The sequence below is a fragment of the Streptomyces sp. NPDC090442 genome, assembly GCF_044769405.1.
GTDB lineage: Bacteria > Actinomycetota > Actinomycetes > Streptomycetales > Streptomycetaceae > Streptomyces.
Genome location: NZ_JBIVXW010000007.1, coordinates 153,906 through 170,242, shown reverse-complemented (window position 1 = coordinate 170,242; position 16,337 = coordinate 153,906). Strand labels below are relative to the sequence as shown.

The window sequence follows — 16,337 nt, the reverse complement described above, 5'->3', positions numbered from 1 at the left end:
CCATAGCTCCGCTATGAAGACATCCCGGCGCCTTGCGATCGCACGCACCAGACGCCGCTCCTTCCTCCACGGAGATCCGTCAGAAGCGCCCTAGTAGCACTCTTTGCCGGTGTGGCTGAGCTCGATCTCGACCCTGTCGAGGGTGAGCGACCCGCCGTTGGAGGCCCAGGCGGTGCTCGTCACGTCGTGGGCCACCGCGGTGCCCGCCTGGACGCCGAACAGGCCCCGCGGCCCGCTGACGCCCGGCGCCCCGGTGAGGGTTGACGCGTCCCGGCCCGCCTGGACGCCGGTCACCCGGCCGCCGCTGCTGGTCAGCGCGTCGGCGTTGACGACGAGGTCCTCGCCGCGCACGGGTCGGTCGCCGCCCGAGCGGACCAGCAGCGACACCTCGCCGACCAGCGGCAGTCGCTGCTTCATCGACAGGCAGACGCCCCTTGCCGTACCGGACCTGATGCCGGCCAGCAGCACCGCGTGGCCGGTGCCGTCCGAGCCGCCGAGCGACGAGGGGAAGCTGGAGATCCCCCGGCCGGTGATCTCGTCGGCGGAGACCTTGAAGTTCTTGCCGGACACCGCGAAGGAGGCCGCCATCGCCCCCTGCGCCAGGGCGATCACCACCGCCCCCACACAGGCCACGCCCGGCAGCAGCAGCACGGCGGTGCGCTTCCAGTGCGTCCGGCCCTCGGGGCTCAACTCACGTGCTCTCGCGGCCATTTCGGGAACCTCCCGATGGAGTGAGTCAATGTTACAAGGACTATTGACTTGTTTCACGGGCCGCGTCAACACTGCTGACACGCATTCAGCAACGAGCGGGAGGGACGCCGTGACGACAGCCGACACCCCCTTCGAGCGCCGGACGGAACAGGTCCCCGCGCGGGTCCGGGCGCCCCGCCGCGGCGGCGTCGCCTGGCGCCACTTCGGCGACATCCGGGCGCTTCTGACGTCGCCTCAACTCCTGTTGCTCCAGGTCGCGCACCCCGTCGTCGGCGCCGGCGTCGCCGACCACTCCGACTTCCGCACCGAACCCTGGCAGCGGCTGCTCCGCACGGTCGGCTCGCTGAGCACGGTGATCTACGGCGGACAGGCCGCGGCCACCGCCGAGGCCCGGCGACTGATCGACGTGCACCGGGAGATGAAGGGCGTCGACGCACAGGGCCGCCGCTACCACGCACTGCACCCGGAGGCGTACCACTGGGTGCACGCCACCCTCGTCCGCGGCCCGGTCGAGGCGCTGGGGCTCTTCGGTCGGGGCCTGACGCCGGCGCAGACCGAGGAGTACTACCGCGAGATGCGCGACGTCGGCCGGGTCTGGGGCCTCAAGGACCACCATCTGCCGCCCGACTGGGCGTCGTTCTGCGCCTACTACGACGGCGTGGTGGCCGAGCGGCTGGAGCTCAACGACTCGGTGCGCGACGTGCTGGCGGAGCTGGCCCGGCCGCAGAAGCCGCCGGTGTGGTGGGTGCCGGCCGCGCTCTGGCGACCGCTCGCCGCGCTCGCCGCCCACTACGCGCTGCTGGTCACCGTCGGCACGCTGCCGCCCGCCCTGCGCGAGCGGTTCGGGCTCGCCTGGAGCGACCGGCAGCGGCGGCGGCTGCGGAGGTTCGCCCGGGTGGTGCGGTGCCTGATGGCGCCGGTGCCGCCGCCGCTGCGGATCGCCCCCACGCTCTTCCTGGCCTACTGGGCCACCCACCGGCCCGGCACCGACCCACGGACCCGCCGGCCGCTGGGTGCCGCCGTATGATGAGTAACGGTATGAACACGGTACGAAAGACGCCCGAACACCCCGATCCCGCACCCCCGCCGCCCGGCGGCGTGCTCTGGTCGCTCGTCGGGGACGTCCGGACCCTGCTGACCCTGCCCGCCGCGCTGGCCCTCCAGGTCGCCCACCCCGCGGTGGGCGCGGGCGTCGACGACCACTCGGTCTTCCGCACCGACCCCTGGGGCCGCGGCGAACGGTCCCTCGCCTCGTACCAGCTGTGGGTGTACGGCGGTCCGGCCGCGGCCGAGGAGGGGCGGCGGCTGCGGAGGCTGCACCGGACCATCCAGGGCACCGACGCGCACGGCCGCCCGTACCACGCGCTCACCCCCGCCTACTTCTCCTGGGTGCACGCCACTGGCTTCCCCGTCTTCCGGCACGCCCAGCGCTACCTCGGCCGCCCCTTCACCCCCGCCCAGGAGCGGCAGCTCTACGCGGAGTGGCTCCGGGTCGGCCGGATCCTCGGCATCCACGACCGGGACATGCCGGCGACCATCGAGGAGTTCTGGCCCTACTACCGCAAGGTCCTCGACACCGAGATCGAACAGACCGTGGTGGTACGGGAGTTGATCGCCACCGACCAGCCGGTACCGGTGCCCGACCGCGGCCCCCGGTGGCTGCGGCTGCTGCTCCGGCTGACCTGGCCGGCGCTCCGGCCGGGCTTCCTCCGCTTCCGCCGCTTCCTGACCATCGGACTGATGCCGCCGGACGCCCGGCACGCCATCGGCCTGCCGTGGACCGACGCCCAGGAGCGCCGACTGCGCCGACTGGGCCTGGTGGTGCGGCTGGTGGTACCGGTGCTGCCGGAGCGGGTGCGGTTCCTGCCGGCCGCGCGACGGGCCCGCCGGGAGTACCGGGCGGCCCGTCGCTAGGGCCTGTCGGACGGACCGGGGCCGGCCGGGTCCCGGAAGCGTCCGGGCTTCAGTAGGGCCGCACCCGACTGAAGCCCGCCGCCCGCGTCAGTGACCGTCGTGCACGGCGTGGGTGGCCGCGATCTGCTTCCAGGACTTGGGCTGGGCCACCGGGCCCCGCGCGACGAACGCCCGGGCGCCCGCGCCGGTTTGCGGCTTGGTCGGTTGGAACAGCCAGGTGTCGAAGAAGTCCGCCAGCGGCTTGCCGGACTTCTGCTCGGCGAACTTCACGAAGTCGCCGACGGAGGCGTTGCCGTACCGGTGCTCGGTCGGCCAGGACTTCAGCAGGCCGAAGAAGACCTTGTCGCCCAGCTTGACACGGAGCGCCTGGAGAGCCAGCGCACCGCGGTCGTAGACCGCCGAGTCGAACTGCTTGTCCGCGCCCGGGTCGCCCGGCTTCACCGTCCAGAACGGGTCGTCGGCCGGGTGTTGGGCGTATACGTAGTCCGCCAACTGCTGGGCGGTGCCCTCGCCCTCCTTCTCCGACCACAGCCACTGGCTGTACGCGGCGAAGCCCTCGTTGATCCAGATGTCCTTCCAGTCCTTCAGCGACACGCTGTCGCCGTACCACTGGTGCGCCAACTCGTGCACCACGACCGAGACGTTCGTCCCCTTGTCGAATGCCTGCTTGCCGTAGAAGGGGCGGGTCTGGGTCTCCAGCGCGTAGTGCGCGGGGACGTTGGGGACGTAGCCGCCGACCGAGTTGAACGGGTACGGGCCGAAGACGCTCTCCAGCCACTCGGTGACCTCGGTGGTGCGCTCGATGCTGGCCCGCGCCGACCCCAGGTTGGCGCCCAGGTCCGGGCTGACCGCGTTGATCACCGGGGTGCCGTCGGCGGTGGTGTCCGTGGTGATGTCGAACTTGCCGACCGCCAGCGTCGTCAGATACGTCGCCTGCGGCTTGTCCGAGCGCCAGTTGTAGCGCGTCCAGCCCAACTTGGAGGTCTTGGACGCCAGTACGCCGTTGCTCAGCGCCTGGGTGCCGTCCGGCACGGCGATGGAGATGTCGTACGTCGCCTTGTTGCTGGGGTGGTCGTTGCTGGGGAACCACCACACCGCCGAGTCCGGCTCCTGTGCCACCACCCCGCCGTCCGGCGTGCGCGCCCAGGCGGTGAAGCCGTCGATCTTCAACTCCGAGGGCTTGCCCGCGTAGCGGACCACCACGCTGATGTCCTTGCCCTTCTCCAGCCCCGCGGGCGGAGTGACCTCCAGCTCGTGTTTGCCGGAGGTGGCGAAGGCGGCCTTCTTGCCGTTGACCCGGACCTCGCTGACCTTCAGGCCGAAGTCCAGGTTGAAGCGGGAGAGGTCCTGGGTGGTCTTGGCGAGCAGGGTCGCGGTGCCCTCCAACAGGTCCGTCTTCGGCTGGTACTTCAGCCGCAGGTCGTAGTGGGAGACGCGGTACCCGCCGTTGCCGCTCTCGGGGTAGTAGCTGTCGCCCACGCCGGGGGCGCCGGGCGTGAAGTCGGCCGCCGACGCCGGGATCGCCAGCATCAGGCTGAGCGCCGCCGCACCCGGCACCAGGAGTCTGTGACGCACGAGTCCTCCAACTCGTAGGGGGGTGGAACTCTTCCGGAGCTTATGTACGCATCGAGCACCGCGTCATGTCCATGGCCACATCTGACACATGACCGACATCTCATCGACACGCACCCCGTAACGCCCCCTTCTGCACGGGAGTTGACCCGCGCTACCGTCCGCCCGTGACGATACGCAGAGCAACCCCCCACCCCCCTTGGAAATCCCTCGTCCTGACCGCCGTCCTCGCCCTCCTCGCGCTGCTCGCCGCCCCCGGGGCGGCGTCCGCGGCCCGCGCGCCCGGGGAGAGCACCCCCGTCTACTCCTACGCCCACGCCATCCGCGAGACGGTCTGGGTGGACACCGGCATCGACGGCGACGGCAAGGGGCACCCCGACCGGGTCGCCGCCGACATCATCCGGCCCTCCGAGCCCGCCAGGCAGGACCACAAGGTCCCGGTGATCATGGATGCCAGCCCCTACTACTCCTGCTGCGGGCGCGGTAACGACAGCCAGAAGAAGACCTATGACGCCCAGGGCCGTCCGGTCCAGTTCCCGCTCTTCTACGACAACTACTTCGTGCCCCGCGGCTATGCGACCGTCCTCGTCGACCTGGCCGGCACCAACCGCTCCGACGGCTGCGTCGACGTCGGCGGCCGCTCCGACGTCCAGTCCGCCAAGGCCGTCGTCGACTGGTTGAACGGCCGGGCCCGCGGCTACACCGCCCGCTCCGGAGGCAGAGCCGTCACCGCGGACTGGTCCAACGGCAACACCGGGATGATCGGCAAGAGTTGGGACGCCACCATCGCCAACGGCGTCGCCGCCACCGGCGTCCCGGGCCTGAAGACCATCGTCCCGATCTCCGGCATCTCCTCCTGGTACGACTACTACTTCCAACAGGGCGCCCCGCTCTACGACTCCGGCCCCGACGGCCTGGCCGGCGCCGTCGAGAGCCCCGCCGCCCACAAGAACTGCGCCGCCGTCCAACAGAAACTGGTCAAGGGCGCCCCGCGCAACGGCGACTGGACCGACCTGTGGACCGAGCGGGACTACGTCCGCAACGCCGACAAGGTCCGCGCCAGCGTCTTCCTCGTCCACGGCATGCAGGACCTCAACGTCCGCACCAAGCACTTCGGCCAGTGGTGGGACGCGCTCGCCCGGCACGGCGTCCAGCGCAAGATCTGGCTCTCCCAGACCGGCCACGTCGACCCCTTCGACTACCGCCGCGCCGACTGGGTGCGCACCCTCCACCAGTGGTTCGACCACTACCTGATGGGCTACGCCAACGGCATCGACCGCGCCCCCGTGGCCGACATCGAGCGCGCCCCCGACTCCTGGGCCACGGACGCCCGTTGGCCCGCCGCCGGCACCGCGGCGGTCACCCTGCACCCGCGCAACGGCACCACCGCCGGCGTCGGCGCGCTCGGCACCCGCCCCACCCCGGCCGGCCAGACCGCCGCCTTCACCGACGACCCCAAGCTGGGCGAGGCCGACTGGGCCGGCGCCGTCGACCGGGCCACCCCGGCCAAGACGGGCTTCACCACCGGCCCGTTGACCGCCCCGCTGCGGCTCTCCGGCGCCGGCACGGTGACCGTCACCGCCACCCCCAGCACCACCAGCGCCCGCCTCTCCGCCGTCCTCGTCGACCTCGGCCCGGACACCATCCGCAACTACGCCGGCGACGGCGAGGGCATCGTCACCCGCACCACCACGAGCTGCTGGGGCGCCGGCACCACCGGCGACACCGGCTGTTTCAAGGACACCGCCGCCGACACCCGCAAGGTCGGCTTCACCGTCTTCAGCCGCGGCTGGGCCGACCTCGGCCACGCCACCGACCCGCGGCACGGCCACCCGCTCACCCCCGGCAAGCCCTACACCCTCACCGTCCAACTCGCCGCCAGCGACCACATCGTGCCCGCCGGCCACCGGCTCGCGCTCATCGTCGCCGGCACCGACAAGGACCTGATCGACCCGCCCGCCTCCCAGCCCACCCTCACCCTCGACCTGCCCCGCACCACCGCCCGCCTCCCGCTGACCGGCGGCGCCCCGGCCCTCGCCCGGGCCACCGCGGGCTCTCCGACGGCCGGCCACCCGGTCCGGCCCGGCGACGGCATCGCCCCGCCGGCGCCGCTCAGCCGACTGCCGTAGGGAAACCGAGGGCGATCGCACGACCAGGGGCCGCTCCGCGGGTACGGGGCGGCCCCACCACCCGCCGACCCACGAAAGGCACCCCGTGGCACCCCTGCGCGCACCCCGCCCCCGCGGCCTCGCCCTCGGCGCCCTGGCGGCCGCCGGCACCGTCGCGTTCGCCCCGTTCCCGCCCGCGCCCACCGCCCCAACGCCCCTACCACGCACGGGATTCGAGACCAGTCACGGCGCCCGCTGGACCAGTGGTCCGGAGGAGACCGCGTTCCTGGCCGCCGTGGACCGGGCCTCCCCGCGGGTCCGCGTCGACCGGATCGGCAGCACCGTCCAGGGCCGCCCGCTACGGCTCGTCCGGATCGGCGCCCCGACCCCCGAGGACCCCGCCGCCGTCCGCCGCGGCAACTCCGTGCTGCTGGTCTGCTCCCAACACGGCGACGAACCCGCCGGCCGGGAAGCCTGCCTGAGCACCGTCCGCGACCTCGCCCGCGCCACCGACCCGGCCACCACCCGCCTCCTCGCGCACACCAGCGTCCTGGTCGTCCCCACCGCCAACCCCGACGGCCGGGCCGCCGACACCCGCGGCAACGCCGACCGCACCGACCTCAACCGCGACCACCTCGCACTGGCCACCCCCGAGGCCCGGGCGATCGCCGCGGTGCTCCGCGACTACCGCCCCGACACCGTCTACGACCTGCACGAATACACCCCCAAGCCGCCCTGGTACGACCGCGACCTGCTCTCCCTGTGGCCGCGCAACCGCAACACCGCGGCCCCCGTCCACCGCGCCTCCACCACGCTGTCCCGCTACTTCGTCGCCCCCGCCGCCCAACGGGCCGGCTTCAGCACCGGCGTCTACGGCATCTGGACCGACCCGGTGACCGGTGCCCCCGTCAAGCAGGTCGCCGGCGACGGCCAGGAGCGCATCCTGCGCAACACCGCCGGCATCAAGGGCTCCGTCGCGCTGCTCGTGGAGACCCGCGCCGACGGCCAGCGGCTCACCGTCGGGCCGGCCGACCCGGCGGGCGGCAACCGCCGCCGGGTGGCCGCCCAACGCGCCGCCCTGAAGGGCCTGTTCGCCTTCCTCGACCGGGAGCGCGGACGCATCGAGACGGCCACCACCGCGGCCCGGGCCGCCGGCCTGGCCGACCGCGGCCCGGTCTACCTCGGCGGCGCCGACAACGAACCCCCGGCCCCGGACCGGGTGTTGACCCGCCCGCCGCGCGCCTACCGGCTGGACGCCGCGCAGTTCGCCCGGGTCCGCGCGGTCCTCGCGGCGCACGGGGTGGGCTGGCGACCGGACGGCGGTGACGGCGGCGTCACCGTGCCGCTGCGCCAACCCCTGCGCGCGCTGGTCCCGTTGCTGCTCGACGGGCGGGCCGACGGCCACCTCGTGGCCGGTACACCGCTCGACCGCTGAGCCGGCGGCGGGTTCAGCCCGCCAGCTCCGCGCGCACCAGCCGCAGCACCTCGTCCGCGCACCCCCAGGACACCGTCACCCCGGCGCCCCCGTGCCCGTAGTTGTGCACGCACACCGTCCCGTCCGGCAGCCGTTCGGCCGCCAGCCGCACCGCCGGGCGGGCCGGCCGCAGCCCCACCCGGTGCGCCAGCACGCGGGCCCGCGCCACCTCGGGGACGTACCGGGCGCAGCGCGCCACGATCGCCTCCGCCACCGCCGGGTCGGGCTCCCGCGACCAGGCGCCCTCCCGCGCCGTCCCGCCCAGCACCAGGCCGTAGGGGTGCGGGAGCAGGTACGTGGTGTCCGCCGACCCCGCGTCGGCGGCGCTGAACCACTCCGTCACGCCCGGGTTCTCCACGATCACCAACTGGCCCTGGACCGGGTGCACTTCGGCGTCCGGCACCAGCTCGCGGGCGCCCAGCCCGGAGCAGTTCACCACCGCCCGGGCGCCCTCGGCCGCCTCCGCCAGCGACGCCACCGGCCGCGCCACCACCGTCCCGCCGGCCGCCGCCAACCGCCGCTCCAGATACCGCAGGTACACCGGCATCTCCACCAGCGGCGTGCGGGCCCGCCACCCCGCGGCGCAGCCCGGCGGCAGCTCCTCGGCGCGCGCCCGCCGCAGCCCCGGCACCGCCGCGTACCAGGCTTCCAGGCCCTCCTCGGGGGCGTCGCCCCCGGCGTCCGCCTGGATCCCCGCCACCAGCCGCGCCCCGGTCTCCGCCGGCCGCCCCGCGAGCCCGGTGAACACCTCCAGCGAGCGCAGCGACCACCGGACCGCCTCGTCGTACGGCCGGATCCGGTACGGCCAGCACAGGCCGCCGGCCACCGCCGAGGTCGTCCCGCCGGCCCCGCCCCGGGCCAGCACCCGGACCCGATGGCCGGCCTCGGCGAGCACGATCGCCGAGCTCAGCCCGATCACCCCGCCGCCGACCACGCTTATCTCCGGGGCCACCGCCCGCTCCTCGGTCATCTCCGCGCCTCCTCGGGTTCCGCATCCGTGCCCTGCCCCCGTCGCCTGGATCTTGTCCGGGTGTGACGTACACGTAACCCTCCGGCAGCGAACCGGACGGAAACGGAAAGTACGCTGGTAGGGCCCCCGAAGGCCCGGCCCGCGCCGCGCCGCCGGCCGGGCCCCGGCACCGTCGGCCGATGACGCCCCTCGGATCCGCCCGCGACCACCCGTGGCCGCGCCCCGTATCCCGTACGCCCGCCATCGCCCGAGGAGCCCCATGCCCCGCCACCGGCGCGCCCTGCCCGCCTGGCTCGCCCACCCCTTCCGCTGGCAGCGGCTGCCCGTGCCGTGGGCGGCGGTGGTCCGGGGTGCGCTCTGCGCGGGACCGCTGCTCGGCGCGGGACTGGCCACCGGCCACCCGGCGCCCGGCGTGCTGACCGCCCTCGGCTCGATGCTGGCCGGCGTCAACGACCGCCCCGGCACCCGGCGCACCGGCATCGTCCACATCGGCCTGCCCGCGCTGGCCTCCGCGCTCGGCATGCTGATGGGGGCCTCGCTCCGGGCGGCCGACGCGGGGTGGTGGGTGGTGCCGGCGCTGGCCGTGGTCGGCTTCGTCTCCGGCGCCGGCAGCCTCGCCGGACCGGTGCGCTCCACCGCCGGGATGCAGATGCTCGCCGCCACCGTCCTCGGCGCCGGCATGCCGCTGCCCGGGGCGCCCTGGGCGAAGGCGCTGTGCGTCCTCGCCGGCTGCCTCTGGCTGCTCCTGCTCCGCCTCGTGCTGCGGACACCGCGCCCCGCCGGCGGTCCGCTCAACGGCGAACGGGCCGCCGTCGCCGCGGTCTTCGACGCGCTCGCCGACGCCCTGGCGGCGGTCGGCGGTCCCGGTGCGGAGCCGGCCCGGCGCCGCCTCACCGCCGCCCTGGACCGCGCCGACGAGGCCCTGCGGCTGCGCCGCCTCACCAGTCGCCTGCTGTGCCGCCCCGCCCGCACCGAGGAACTGCTGCTCGCCGAGCGGTTCGCCGCCGCCACCGCGCTCTGCGAGGCCAGCGTCGCGCTGCTGTGGGAGGCCCGGCCGCTTACGCCCCGGGTCGCCGCGAGCCCTCGCCGGTTCGCCGACGCGCTGCGCACCGGCCGGCCACCGGGCCGGCTCTCCGCCCCGGAGAACAGCTCCGCCGCCCGCGGCGCCTTCGACCACGCGCTGCTGGACGCCGCCGTCGCGTTCGCCAGGGAACGGCCGGAGCCGCGGCCCGCGCCCGGCGTCGACGCCCCGCCCGCCCGGCCGGCGCGCGCCCGCCGCGCCCTCGGCCCGGCCGCCCGGGACTACGGGCTGCGGGTCGCCCTCTGCATCGGCACCAGCACCGCCGCGGCCCTGCTGCTCCGCGCCGAGCACTGGTACTGGCTCCCGGCGACCGTCACCTTCCTCGTCAAGCCGGACCTCGGCCCGCTGTTCTCGCGTACGGTCAACCGCTTCGCCGGCACCGCGGCCGGCGTCCTGGTCTTCGCCGCCGCCGGGCTGCTGTTCCCCGGCGGCTGGTGGCCCGCCCTGATCGCCGGCGCGGCCGGCGCGCTGCTGCCGTTCGCCACCCGGCACTTCGCGCTCCAGACCGGCGCGATCACGCTGATGGTGCTGTCCTTCGTGTACGTCGGCGGCGCACCTCAGGCCGCCGGCGAACGGATCGTCGACACCTCCCTCGCCTGCGCGATCGTGCTCGTCGTCGGCCACCTCCCGCGCCTCGCCGACCCGCGCCGTCGCGTCGGCCCACGCGTCACGGAGGCCCTGCGCAGCACCGAACGCTTCCTGCGCCACGTCCTGGAGCCGCGGCCCGACGAGACCGATCCCGCCCGGCGGCTGGCGCTGCGCCGGGACGCCTACCGGACGCTGGCCCAGGCCCGGGCGGCCGCCGAGACCGCCGCCGCGGAGTTCCGCACGGCCCGCGCCGCCGACCCCGACTGGCTGGCCATCGTCACCGCCGTGGAGCGCATCGTCGACGCCGCCACCGCCTGCGCGGTCCGCCTCGACCGCGGCGCCCACCGCCCGAGCCCGGAGGAGGCCGAGCGCCTTGGTCGCGCCCTGGCCGCCATGGCCGACGCGCTGGAGGACCCGCACCGCCGCCCGTCCGGCACCCCGCCCCCGGCCCTCCGCCCCATCCCGGACTGCGCCACCCTCACCGCCGTCGCCACCGAACTGGAACGGCTCCGGGAGTACGCCGGCGCCCACTGAGGGGACGGGCGGCCGCCCCGCGTACGGCGAGCGGGGCGGCCGCACGTCGTCCCAACGGGGCGGCGGGGGAGGGGCGTTGGGCCTCTCCCACACGGGATCCGGATCGTCGGCGGACTCACGGGATCGGCTACGGAGTTCCCGCCGACACCCCCGTTGCGCCCTCGGCCGGGCCCTCGGTGGCCCGCCGGCGGGCCCGGACCGCCTCCGCCGCCCCGCCGAGCGCCAGCGCGGCCGTCACCAGCAGGGCGCTGACCCAGAGCGGGGCGCGGTAGCCGAAGCCCGCGGCGAGCGCGACGCCGCCCAGCCAGGGGCCGGCCGCCGCGCCCACGTTGAGCGCCGCGGTCGCGAAACCGCCGCCCAGCGTGGGCGCTTCGGCCGCCGCGTAGAGCACCCGCGCGATCAGGGTGGAGCCGACCGCGAACGACAGCGCCCCCTGGACGAAGACCAGCACGACCGCGGCCACCGCATCGCCGGCCGCCAGCGCGAACGCCGCCCAGCCCGCGAGCAGTGCCGCGCCGCCGACCGCGAGCACCGGCCGGGGCCGCCGGTCCGCCAGTCGCCCGCCGGCCGTGACGCCGACGAACGAGCCGAGCCCGAACAGCGCCAGCACCACCGGCACCCCGGCCGCCCCGAACCCGGTGACGTCGGTGACCAGCGGCGCGAGGTAGGTGAAGGTGCAGAAGGTGGCGCCGTTGACCAGCGCGCCCAGCAGCAGGGCCACCAGCAGCCGCGGGCGGCGCAGCGCCCGCAGCTCACCGCGCGCGTCCGGCACCGCGACGCCCGCACCGGATCCGGCCGCACCGTCGGCACCGTCCGGAACACCCGTCCCGCCCGGCAGCGACCGCACCAGCGCGACGACCGCCGGCACCGACACCGCGGCCACCGCCCAGAACGCGGCGCGCCAGCCCCACTCCTGCCCCAACACGGCACCCGCCGGAACGCCCGCGATACAGGCCAGCGTCGTGCCGCCCAACAGGACGGAGGTCGCCCGCCCCTTGGCGTCGGGCGCGACCACCGCGGCCGCGGTCGCCAACGCCATCGCCAGGAAGCCGGCGTTGGCCAGCGCCGCCACCACGCGGGTGGCCAACAGCACCGCGAAGCTGGTGGTCACCGCGCCGACGACATGGACCGACAGGAAGGCGACCAGGAAGACCAGCAGCGCGCGCCGCCGCGGCCAGCGCCGGCTCAGCAGCGCCATCAGCGGCGCCCCTACCACCATCCCGACCGCGAACGCCGACGTCAGCGCGCCCGCGGCCGGGATGGACACCGCCAGTTCGGCGGCGATGTCCGGGATCAGCCCGGACAGCATGAACTCGGACGTGCCCTGCGCGAAAACCGCCAGCGCGAGCACGTAGAGAACGAATGGCATCGACAAGATCTCCGCAACCACACCGTGGACCGGCCCGGACCGCGGGGCACCGTCGGCGGGACCGACGGTGCGCGGAACGACCGGTGAGGGAAGCGGCAGCCCCGGCTACCGCGATGACAAGACCTGCCCGGTACGGGCGGCCCGGTGGTGGGTGAGGACCTCTACGTGGCGGCGCGCAACGGCGCCCGCCGGCACGGCGGCAGCCCGAAGGGTCGGCACCGCGGCCGCGGAACGGCAACGTGAGGAGCCACCGGACGACGCCCGGTGGCTAGCGTCTTGAGGACTCGGGGCTGGACATGATCCGCAGGCTAACCGCGCGCCCCGGCCCGCGTCCACGGCTTTCTCCGCGTACGGCCGCGACGCGCGCACCGGCCCGGCGACGACACCGCGCGGCAGCGGGAGGCCGTCCCGCTGCCGCACGGTGAGGTCGCCGAACGTCAGCGCCCCTTCTTGTCGTTCAGCAGCCCGGCCCGCCGCAGCGCGTCCGCCATCGCGTCGTTGACCGGCCCGGCGTCCCGGCCGCCACCGCGGCGCTCGCCGCCCCGCTGGCCGCCGCCCTGCCGCTGCCGCGGCGCGCCGCCCCGGCCGCCCTCGCGCGGTCCCCGGCCCCCGCCGCCGGCGCCACCGCCGGCGCGCCGCTCGCCGCCACCGGCCGGCGCGCCCTTGGCGGGCTCGTCATCCAGCCGCAGGGTCAACGAGATCCGCTTGCGCGGGATGTCGACGTCGAGCACCTTGACCCGGACGATGTCGCCGGGCTTGACCACGTCCCGCGGGTCCTTGACGAAGTTCTTCGACATCGCCGACACGTGCACCAGGCCGTCCTGGTGGACGCCGACGTCCACGAACGCCCCGAAGGCGGCGACGTTGGTCACCACGCCCTCCAGGACCATCCCCGACTGCAGGTCGCCGATCTTCTCCACGCCGTCCTTGAACGTCGCGGTGCGGAACTCGGGACGCGGGTCCCGGCCCGGCTTCTCCAGCTCCTGGAGGATGTCGGTCACCGTCGGCAGGCCGAAGGAGTCGTCCACGAAGTCGTCCGGCCGCAGCGAGCGCAGCACCGTCGTGTTGCCGATCAGCGAACCCACCTCGCTGCCCGCCGACTTCACCATCCGCCGCACCACCGGATACGCCTCCGGGTGCACGCTGGAGGCGTCCAACGGGTCGTCGCCGTCCCGGATCCGCAGGAACCCCGCGCACTGCTCGTACGCCTTGGGGCCCAGCCGCGGCACGTCCTTGAGCGCCTTGCGGGAGCGGAACGGGCCGTTGCCGTCCCGGTGGGTGACGATGTTCTCGGCCAGGCCCGAGCTGATGCCGGAGACCCGGGCGAGCAGCGGCGCGGAGGCGGTGTTGACGTCCACGCCGACGCCGTTGACACAGTCCTCGACCACCGCGTCAAGCGAGCGCGACAACTTGGTCTCGGCCAGGTCGTGCTGGTACTGACCGACCCCGATCGACTTGGGGTCGATCTTGACCAGTTCGGCCAGCGGGTCCTGGAGGCGACGGGCGATGGACACCGCGCCGCGCAGCGACACGTCCAGGTCCGGCAGCTCCTGGGAGGCGAACGCGGAGGCCGAGTAGACCGAGGCGCCGGCCTCGGAGACCATCACCTTCGTCAGCTTCAGCTCCGGCTGTGCGGCGATCAGTTCGGTCGCCAGCTTGTCGGTCTCCCGGGAGGCGGTGCCGTTGCCGATCGCGATCAGCTCGACCCGGTGCTCCCGGGCCAGCCGCGCCAGGGTGGCCAGCGCCGCGTCCCACTTCTGCTGCGGCACGTGCGGGTAGATCGTCTCGGTCGCCGCCACCTTGCCGGTCGCGTCCACCACGGCGACCTTCACGCCCGTGCGGAAACCGGGGTCCAGGCCCATCGTGGCGCGCGTCCCGGCGGGCGCCGCCAGCAGCAGGTCGCGCAGGTTCGCGGCGAAGACCCGGACCGCCTCGTCCTCGGCGGCCTGCCGCAGCCGCAGCCGCAGGTCGATCCCGAGGTGTACCTGGACGCGGGTGCGCCAGGCCCAACGGACCGTGTCCTGGAGCCACTTGTCGGCCGGCCGGCCGCGGTCGACGATGGCGAAGCGGTGCGCGATCGACCGCTCGTAGGAGCTGGGGCCCTCGGCGGCCTCCGCCGGGTCCTCCGGCTCCAGGTTGAGGTCGAGGACCTCCTCCTTCTCGCCGCGCAGCATCGCCAGCACCCGGTGCGAGGGCAACTCGGTGAACGGCTCGGCGAAGTCGAAGTAGTCGGCGAACTTGGCGCCCTCCTCCTCCTCCTTGCCGGCCCGCACCTTCGCCGCGACCCGGCCGCGCGTCCACATCCGCTCGCGCAACTCGCCGATCAGGTCCGCGTCCTCGCTGAACCGCTCGGTGAGGATCGCCCGCGCGCCCTCCAGGGCCGCGGCCGGATCGGCCACGCCCTTGTCCGCGTCCACGAACGCCGCGGCGGCCGCGGCCGGTTCCACCGACGGGTCGTCCAACAGCCCGTCGGCCAGCGGCGTGAGCCCCGCCTCGCGGGCGATCTGTGCCTTGGTGCGCCGCTTGGGCTTGAACGGCAGGTAGATGTCCTCAAGCCGGGCCTTGGACTCCGCCCCGCGGATCTGCGCCTCCAGGGCGGCGTCCAGCTTGCCCTGGGACCGCACGGACTCCAGGACGGCACTCCGCCGCTCCTCCAACTCCCGCAGGTAGCGCAGCCGCTCCTCCAGGGAGCGCAACTGCGCGTCGTCGAGCATCTCGGTCGCTTCCTTGCGGTAGCGCGCGATGAACGGGACGGTCGAGCCGCCGTCGAGCAGTTCGACCGCGGCCTTCACCTGCCGCTCCCTGACGCCGAGCTCGTCGGCGATCCTCGCTTCGATGGACCCGAGCGCCCCGATGGGCTCAGTGGCTGCCGTCACGTTGATCCTGCCCGCCTTCCAGCGACTTGCCTTGAAGCCTGCATTGTGCCGGTTGGCGGCCCGGGCTGTCGCACCGCCCGGCCGGGAGCGCCGGGGTGTGAGAAGTCGCACGCGCCCCGGCGCTCACCACGCACTACTCGTCGCTGAACAACTGCTGCGGGAACGCCCCGGCCTCCATCAGGCGCGCGGTGAACCCGGCCGCCAGCTCGGTCAGTCGGGCCACGCCCGCCGCCCCCAGGTGCTCGTACGGCGCCCGGTCCAGCCGGTCCGTCGCCCGCTCCAGGTCCTTGCGCAGCGCCACCCCGGCCTCGGTCAGCTCGTGCTCGGCGGCCAGCAGGCCCCGTACGCGCAGCCGTTCCTGTGCGGCGGTCAGCTCCTCCGGCGTCCAGCCGCGGGTCGCCAGGATGCCGCGGTAGCTCATCCCGCGCCCGCTGGCGGTGTGCGTGACCAGCGCCTCCACCGGGTCCAGTTCGGCGTCCAGCAGCGTCATCAGGTGGCCGTCGCCACGGTGTTCGCGCAGCAGCGACGCGGCGTGCCAGTAGGCGAGGTGCGGGGCGTCGGGCACCGGCAGGTCGGCGTGCGCGGCGTACAGCGGCCGCGCGTGCGGGGCGCAGCCCTCGGTGGCGCGCAGCGCCAGCCCGGCCGCCTCCGCCATCTCCGGCGACTCCACCACGGCGTCGCCGAGCTGCCGGCGCAGCGAGGCGTCCACCGCGCGCAGCCGGGCGTCCAGGACGGCCGCCGGCGTGGTCACCGTCCAGACCTGCGGGAGGTGCTCCGCGATCAGCGCGGGCTTGAAGGAGAAGAAGGTCGCGGCCACCGTCCCGGGGCCCACCGCGCCCATCGCTGCGCTCCGGGTGGCGAAGTACCCGGCGCGCCCCTCGGGAACGCCCAACCCGGCGATCCCGGCGGCGAGTTCGGGGGCGAAGTAGTGCGCGGAGTGGAAGGGGTTGAGGGCGTTGTGACAGTGCCGTCCGGCCCGTTCGGGCAGTGCGCTGGAAGAGGTCATGCGAGCAGGTTACCGACCCGTTGGTATGTCGCTGCGGGGAGCTCCCCGCAGTGGGGCCCGCGGACCCGGGCACGGCAGGAAAGGTGGGAAACTCGTCATTGCCGCCATCGCCTCCGTTGCCCAGGATGGAGGGC

The 16,337-nt window shown here is 74.8% G+C and carries 11 protein-coding genes; 5 read left to right on the top strand and 6 right to left on the bottom strand.

Annotated elements, in window-relative coordinates; genetic code table 11:
* Positions 1 to 90: 90 nt before the first annotated feature.
* Positions 91 to 711, bottom strand: coding sequence for a DUF6230 family protein (locus ACIQU6_RS08105; protein ID WP_403480787.1), 621 nt, complete (start codon positions 709 to 711; stop codon positions 91 to 93).
* A 109-nt stretch (positions 712 to 820) separates the two neighbouring features.
* On the opposite strand from ACIQU6_RS08105, the gene ACIQU6_RS08100 reads away from it, so the two are divergent.
* Together ACIQU6_RS08100 and ACIQU6_RS08095 are read left to right on the top strand one after the other, a co-directional pair.
* The gene (locus tag ACIQU6_RS08100; RefSeq protein WP_403480786.1) at positions 821 to 1,738 is read left to right on the top strand and encodes an oxygenase MpaB family protein; all 918 of its coding nucleotides are present in this window, start codon (positions 821 to 823) and stop codon (positions 1,736 to 1,738) included.
* An 11-nt stretch (positions 1,739 to 1,749) separates the two neighbouring features.
* Positions 1,750 to 2,625 (top strand): oxygenase MpaB family protein, encoded by an 876-nt coding sequence (locus tag ACIQU6_RS08095; protein ID WP_403480785.1) that lies wholly within the window; start codon positions 1,750 to 1,752, stop codon positions 2,623 to 2,625.
* 87 nt (positions 2,626 to 2,712) lie between these two features.
* Here the strand turns inward: ACIQU6_RS08095 and ACIQU6_RS08090 are convergent, their stop codons facing one another.
* Positions 2,713 to 4,200, bottom strand: a complete 1,488-nt coding sequence (locus ACIQU6_RS08090; protein WP_403480784.1) for a M1 family metallopeptidase — start codon at positions 4,198 to 4,200, stop codon at positions 2,713 to 2,715.
* A gap of 164 nt (positions 4,201 to 4,364) precedes the next feature.
* On the opposite strand from ACIQU6_RS08090, the gene ACIQU6_RS08085 reads away from it, so the two are divergent.
* Complete coding sequence (locus tag ACIQU6_RS08085) at positions 4,365 to 6,326, top strand: Xaa-Pro dipeptidyl-peptidase (RefSeq protein WP_403480783.1); 1,962 nt, start codon at positions 4,365 to 4,367, stop codon at positions 6,324 to 6,326.
* Between the two features lie 85 nt (positions 6,327 to 6,411).
* Positions 6,412 to 7,740 carry a M14 family zinc carboxypeptidase gene (locus ACIQU6_RS08080; protein WP_403480782.1) on the top strand — a complete coding sequence of 443 codons (1,329 nt, stop codon included), beginning with the start codon at positions 6,412 to 6,414 and terminating at the stop codon, positions 7,738 to 7,740.
* Positions 7,741 to 7,753: 13 nt separating this feature from the next.
* On the opposite strand, the gene ACIQU6_RS08075 is transcribed toward ACIQU6_RS08080, so the two are convergent.
* Entirely contained in the window at positions 7,754 to 8,749 is a 996-nt protein-coding gene (locus ACIQU6_RS08075) for an FAD-dependent oxidoreductase (RefSeq protein ID WP_403480781.1), read from the bottom strand.
* 259 nt (positions 8,750 to 9,008) lie between these two features.
* On the opposite strand from ACIQU6_RS08075, the gene ACIQU6_RS08070 reads away from it, so the two are divergent.
* Positions 9,009 to 10,952, top strand: coding sequence for an FUSC family protein (locus tag ACIQU6_RS08070; RefSeq protein WP_403480780.1), 1,944 nt, complete (start codon positions 9,009 to 9,011; stop codon positions 10,950 to 10,952).
* Positions 10,953 to 11,079: 127 nt separating this feature from the next.
* Here the strand turns inward: ACIQU6_RS08070 and ACIQU6_RS08065 are convergent, their stop codons facing one another.
* From ACIQU6_RS08065 to ACIQU6_RS08055, 3 genes are all read right to left on the bottom strand, one after another.
* Positions 11,080 to 12,321: a Cmx/CmrA family chloramphenicol efflux MFS transporter gene (locus tag ACIQU6_RS08065; RefSeq protein ID WP_403480779.1), complete on the bottom strand. Its 1,242-nt coding sequence runs from the start codon at positions 12,319 to 12,321 to the stop codon at positions 11,080 to 11,082.
* A gap of 437 nt (positions 12,322 to 12,758) precedes the next feature.
* On the bottom strand, positions 12,759 to 15,197 hold the full coding sequence (locus ACIQU6_RS08060) for a Tex family protein (RefSeq protein WP_403480778.1): 2,439 nt from the start codon (positions 15,195 to 15,197) through the stop codon (positions 12,759 to 12,761).
* A 133-nt stretch (positions 15,198 to 15,330) separates the two neighbouring features.
* Entirely contained in the window at positions 15,331 to 16,203 is an 873-nt protein-coding gene (locus ACIQU6_RS08055) for a hypothetical protein (protein WP_403480777.1), read from the bottom strand.
* Between the last annotated feature and the right edge of the window lie 134 nt (positions 16,204 to 16,337).

What these genes read in the sequence shown, in the direction of transcription:
- ACIQU6_RS08105 (WP_403480787.1), bottom strand. Translation starts at nt 711, where the DNA reads ATGGCCGCGAGAGCACGTGAGTTGAGCCCCGAGGGCCGGACGCACTGG.
- ACIQU6_RS08095 (WP_403480785.1), top strand. Translation starts at nt 1,750, where the DNA reads ATGAACACGGTACGAAAGACGCCCGAACACCCCGATCCCGCACCCCCG.
- ACIQU6_RS08075 (WP_403480781.1), bottom strand. Translation starts at nt 8,749, where the DNA reads ATGACCGAGGAGCGGGCGGTGGCCCCGGAGATAAGCGTGGTCGGCGGC.
- ACIQU6_RS08070 (WP_403480780.1), top strand. Translation starts at nt 9,009, where the DNA reads ATGCCCCGCCACCGGCGCGCCCTGCCCGCCTGGCTCGCCCACCCCTTC.
- ACIQU6_RS08065 (WP_403480779.1), bottom strand. Translation starts at nt 12,321, where the DNA reads ATGCCATTCGTTCTCTACGTGCTCGCGCTGGCGGTTTTCGCGCAGGGC.
- ACIQU6_RS08055 (WP_403480777.1), bottom strand. Translation starts at nt 16,203, where the DNA reads ATGACCTCTTCCAGCGCACTGCCCGAACGGGCCGGACGGCACTGTCAC.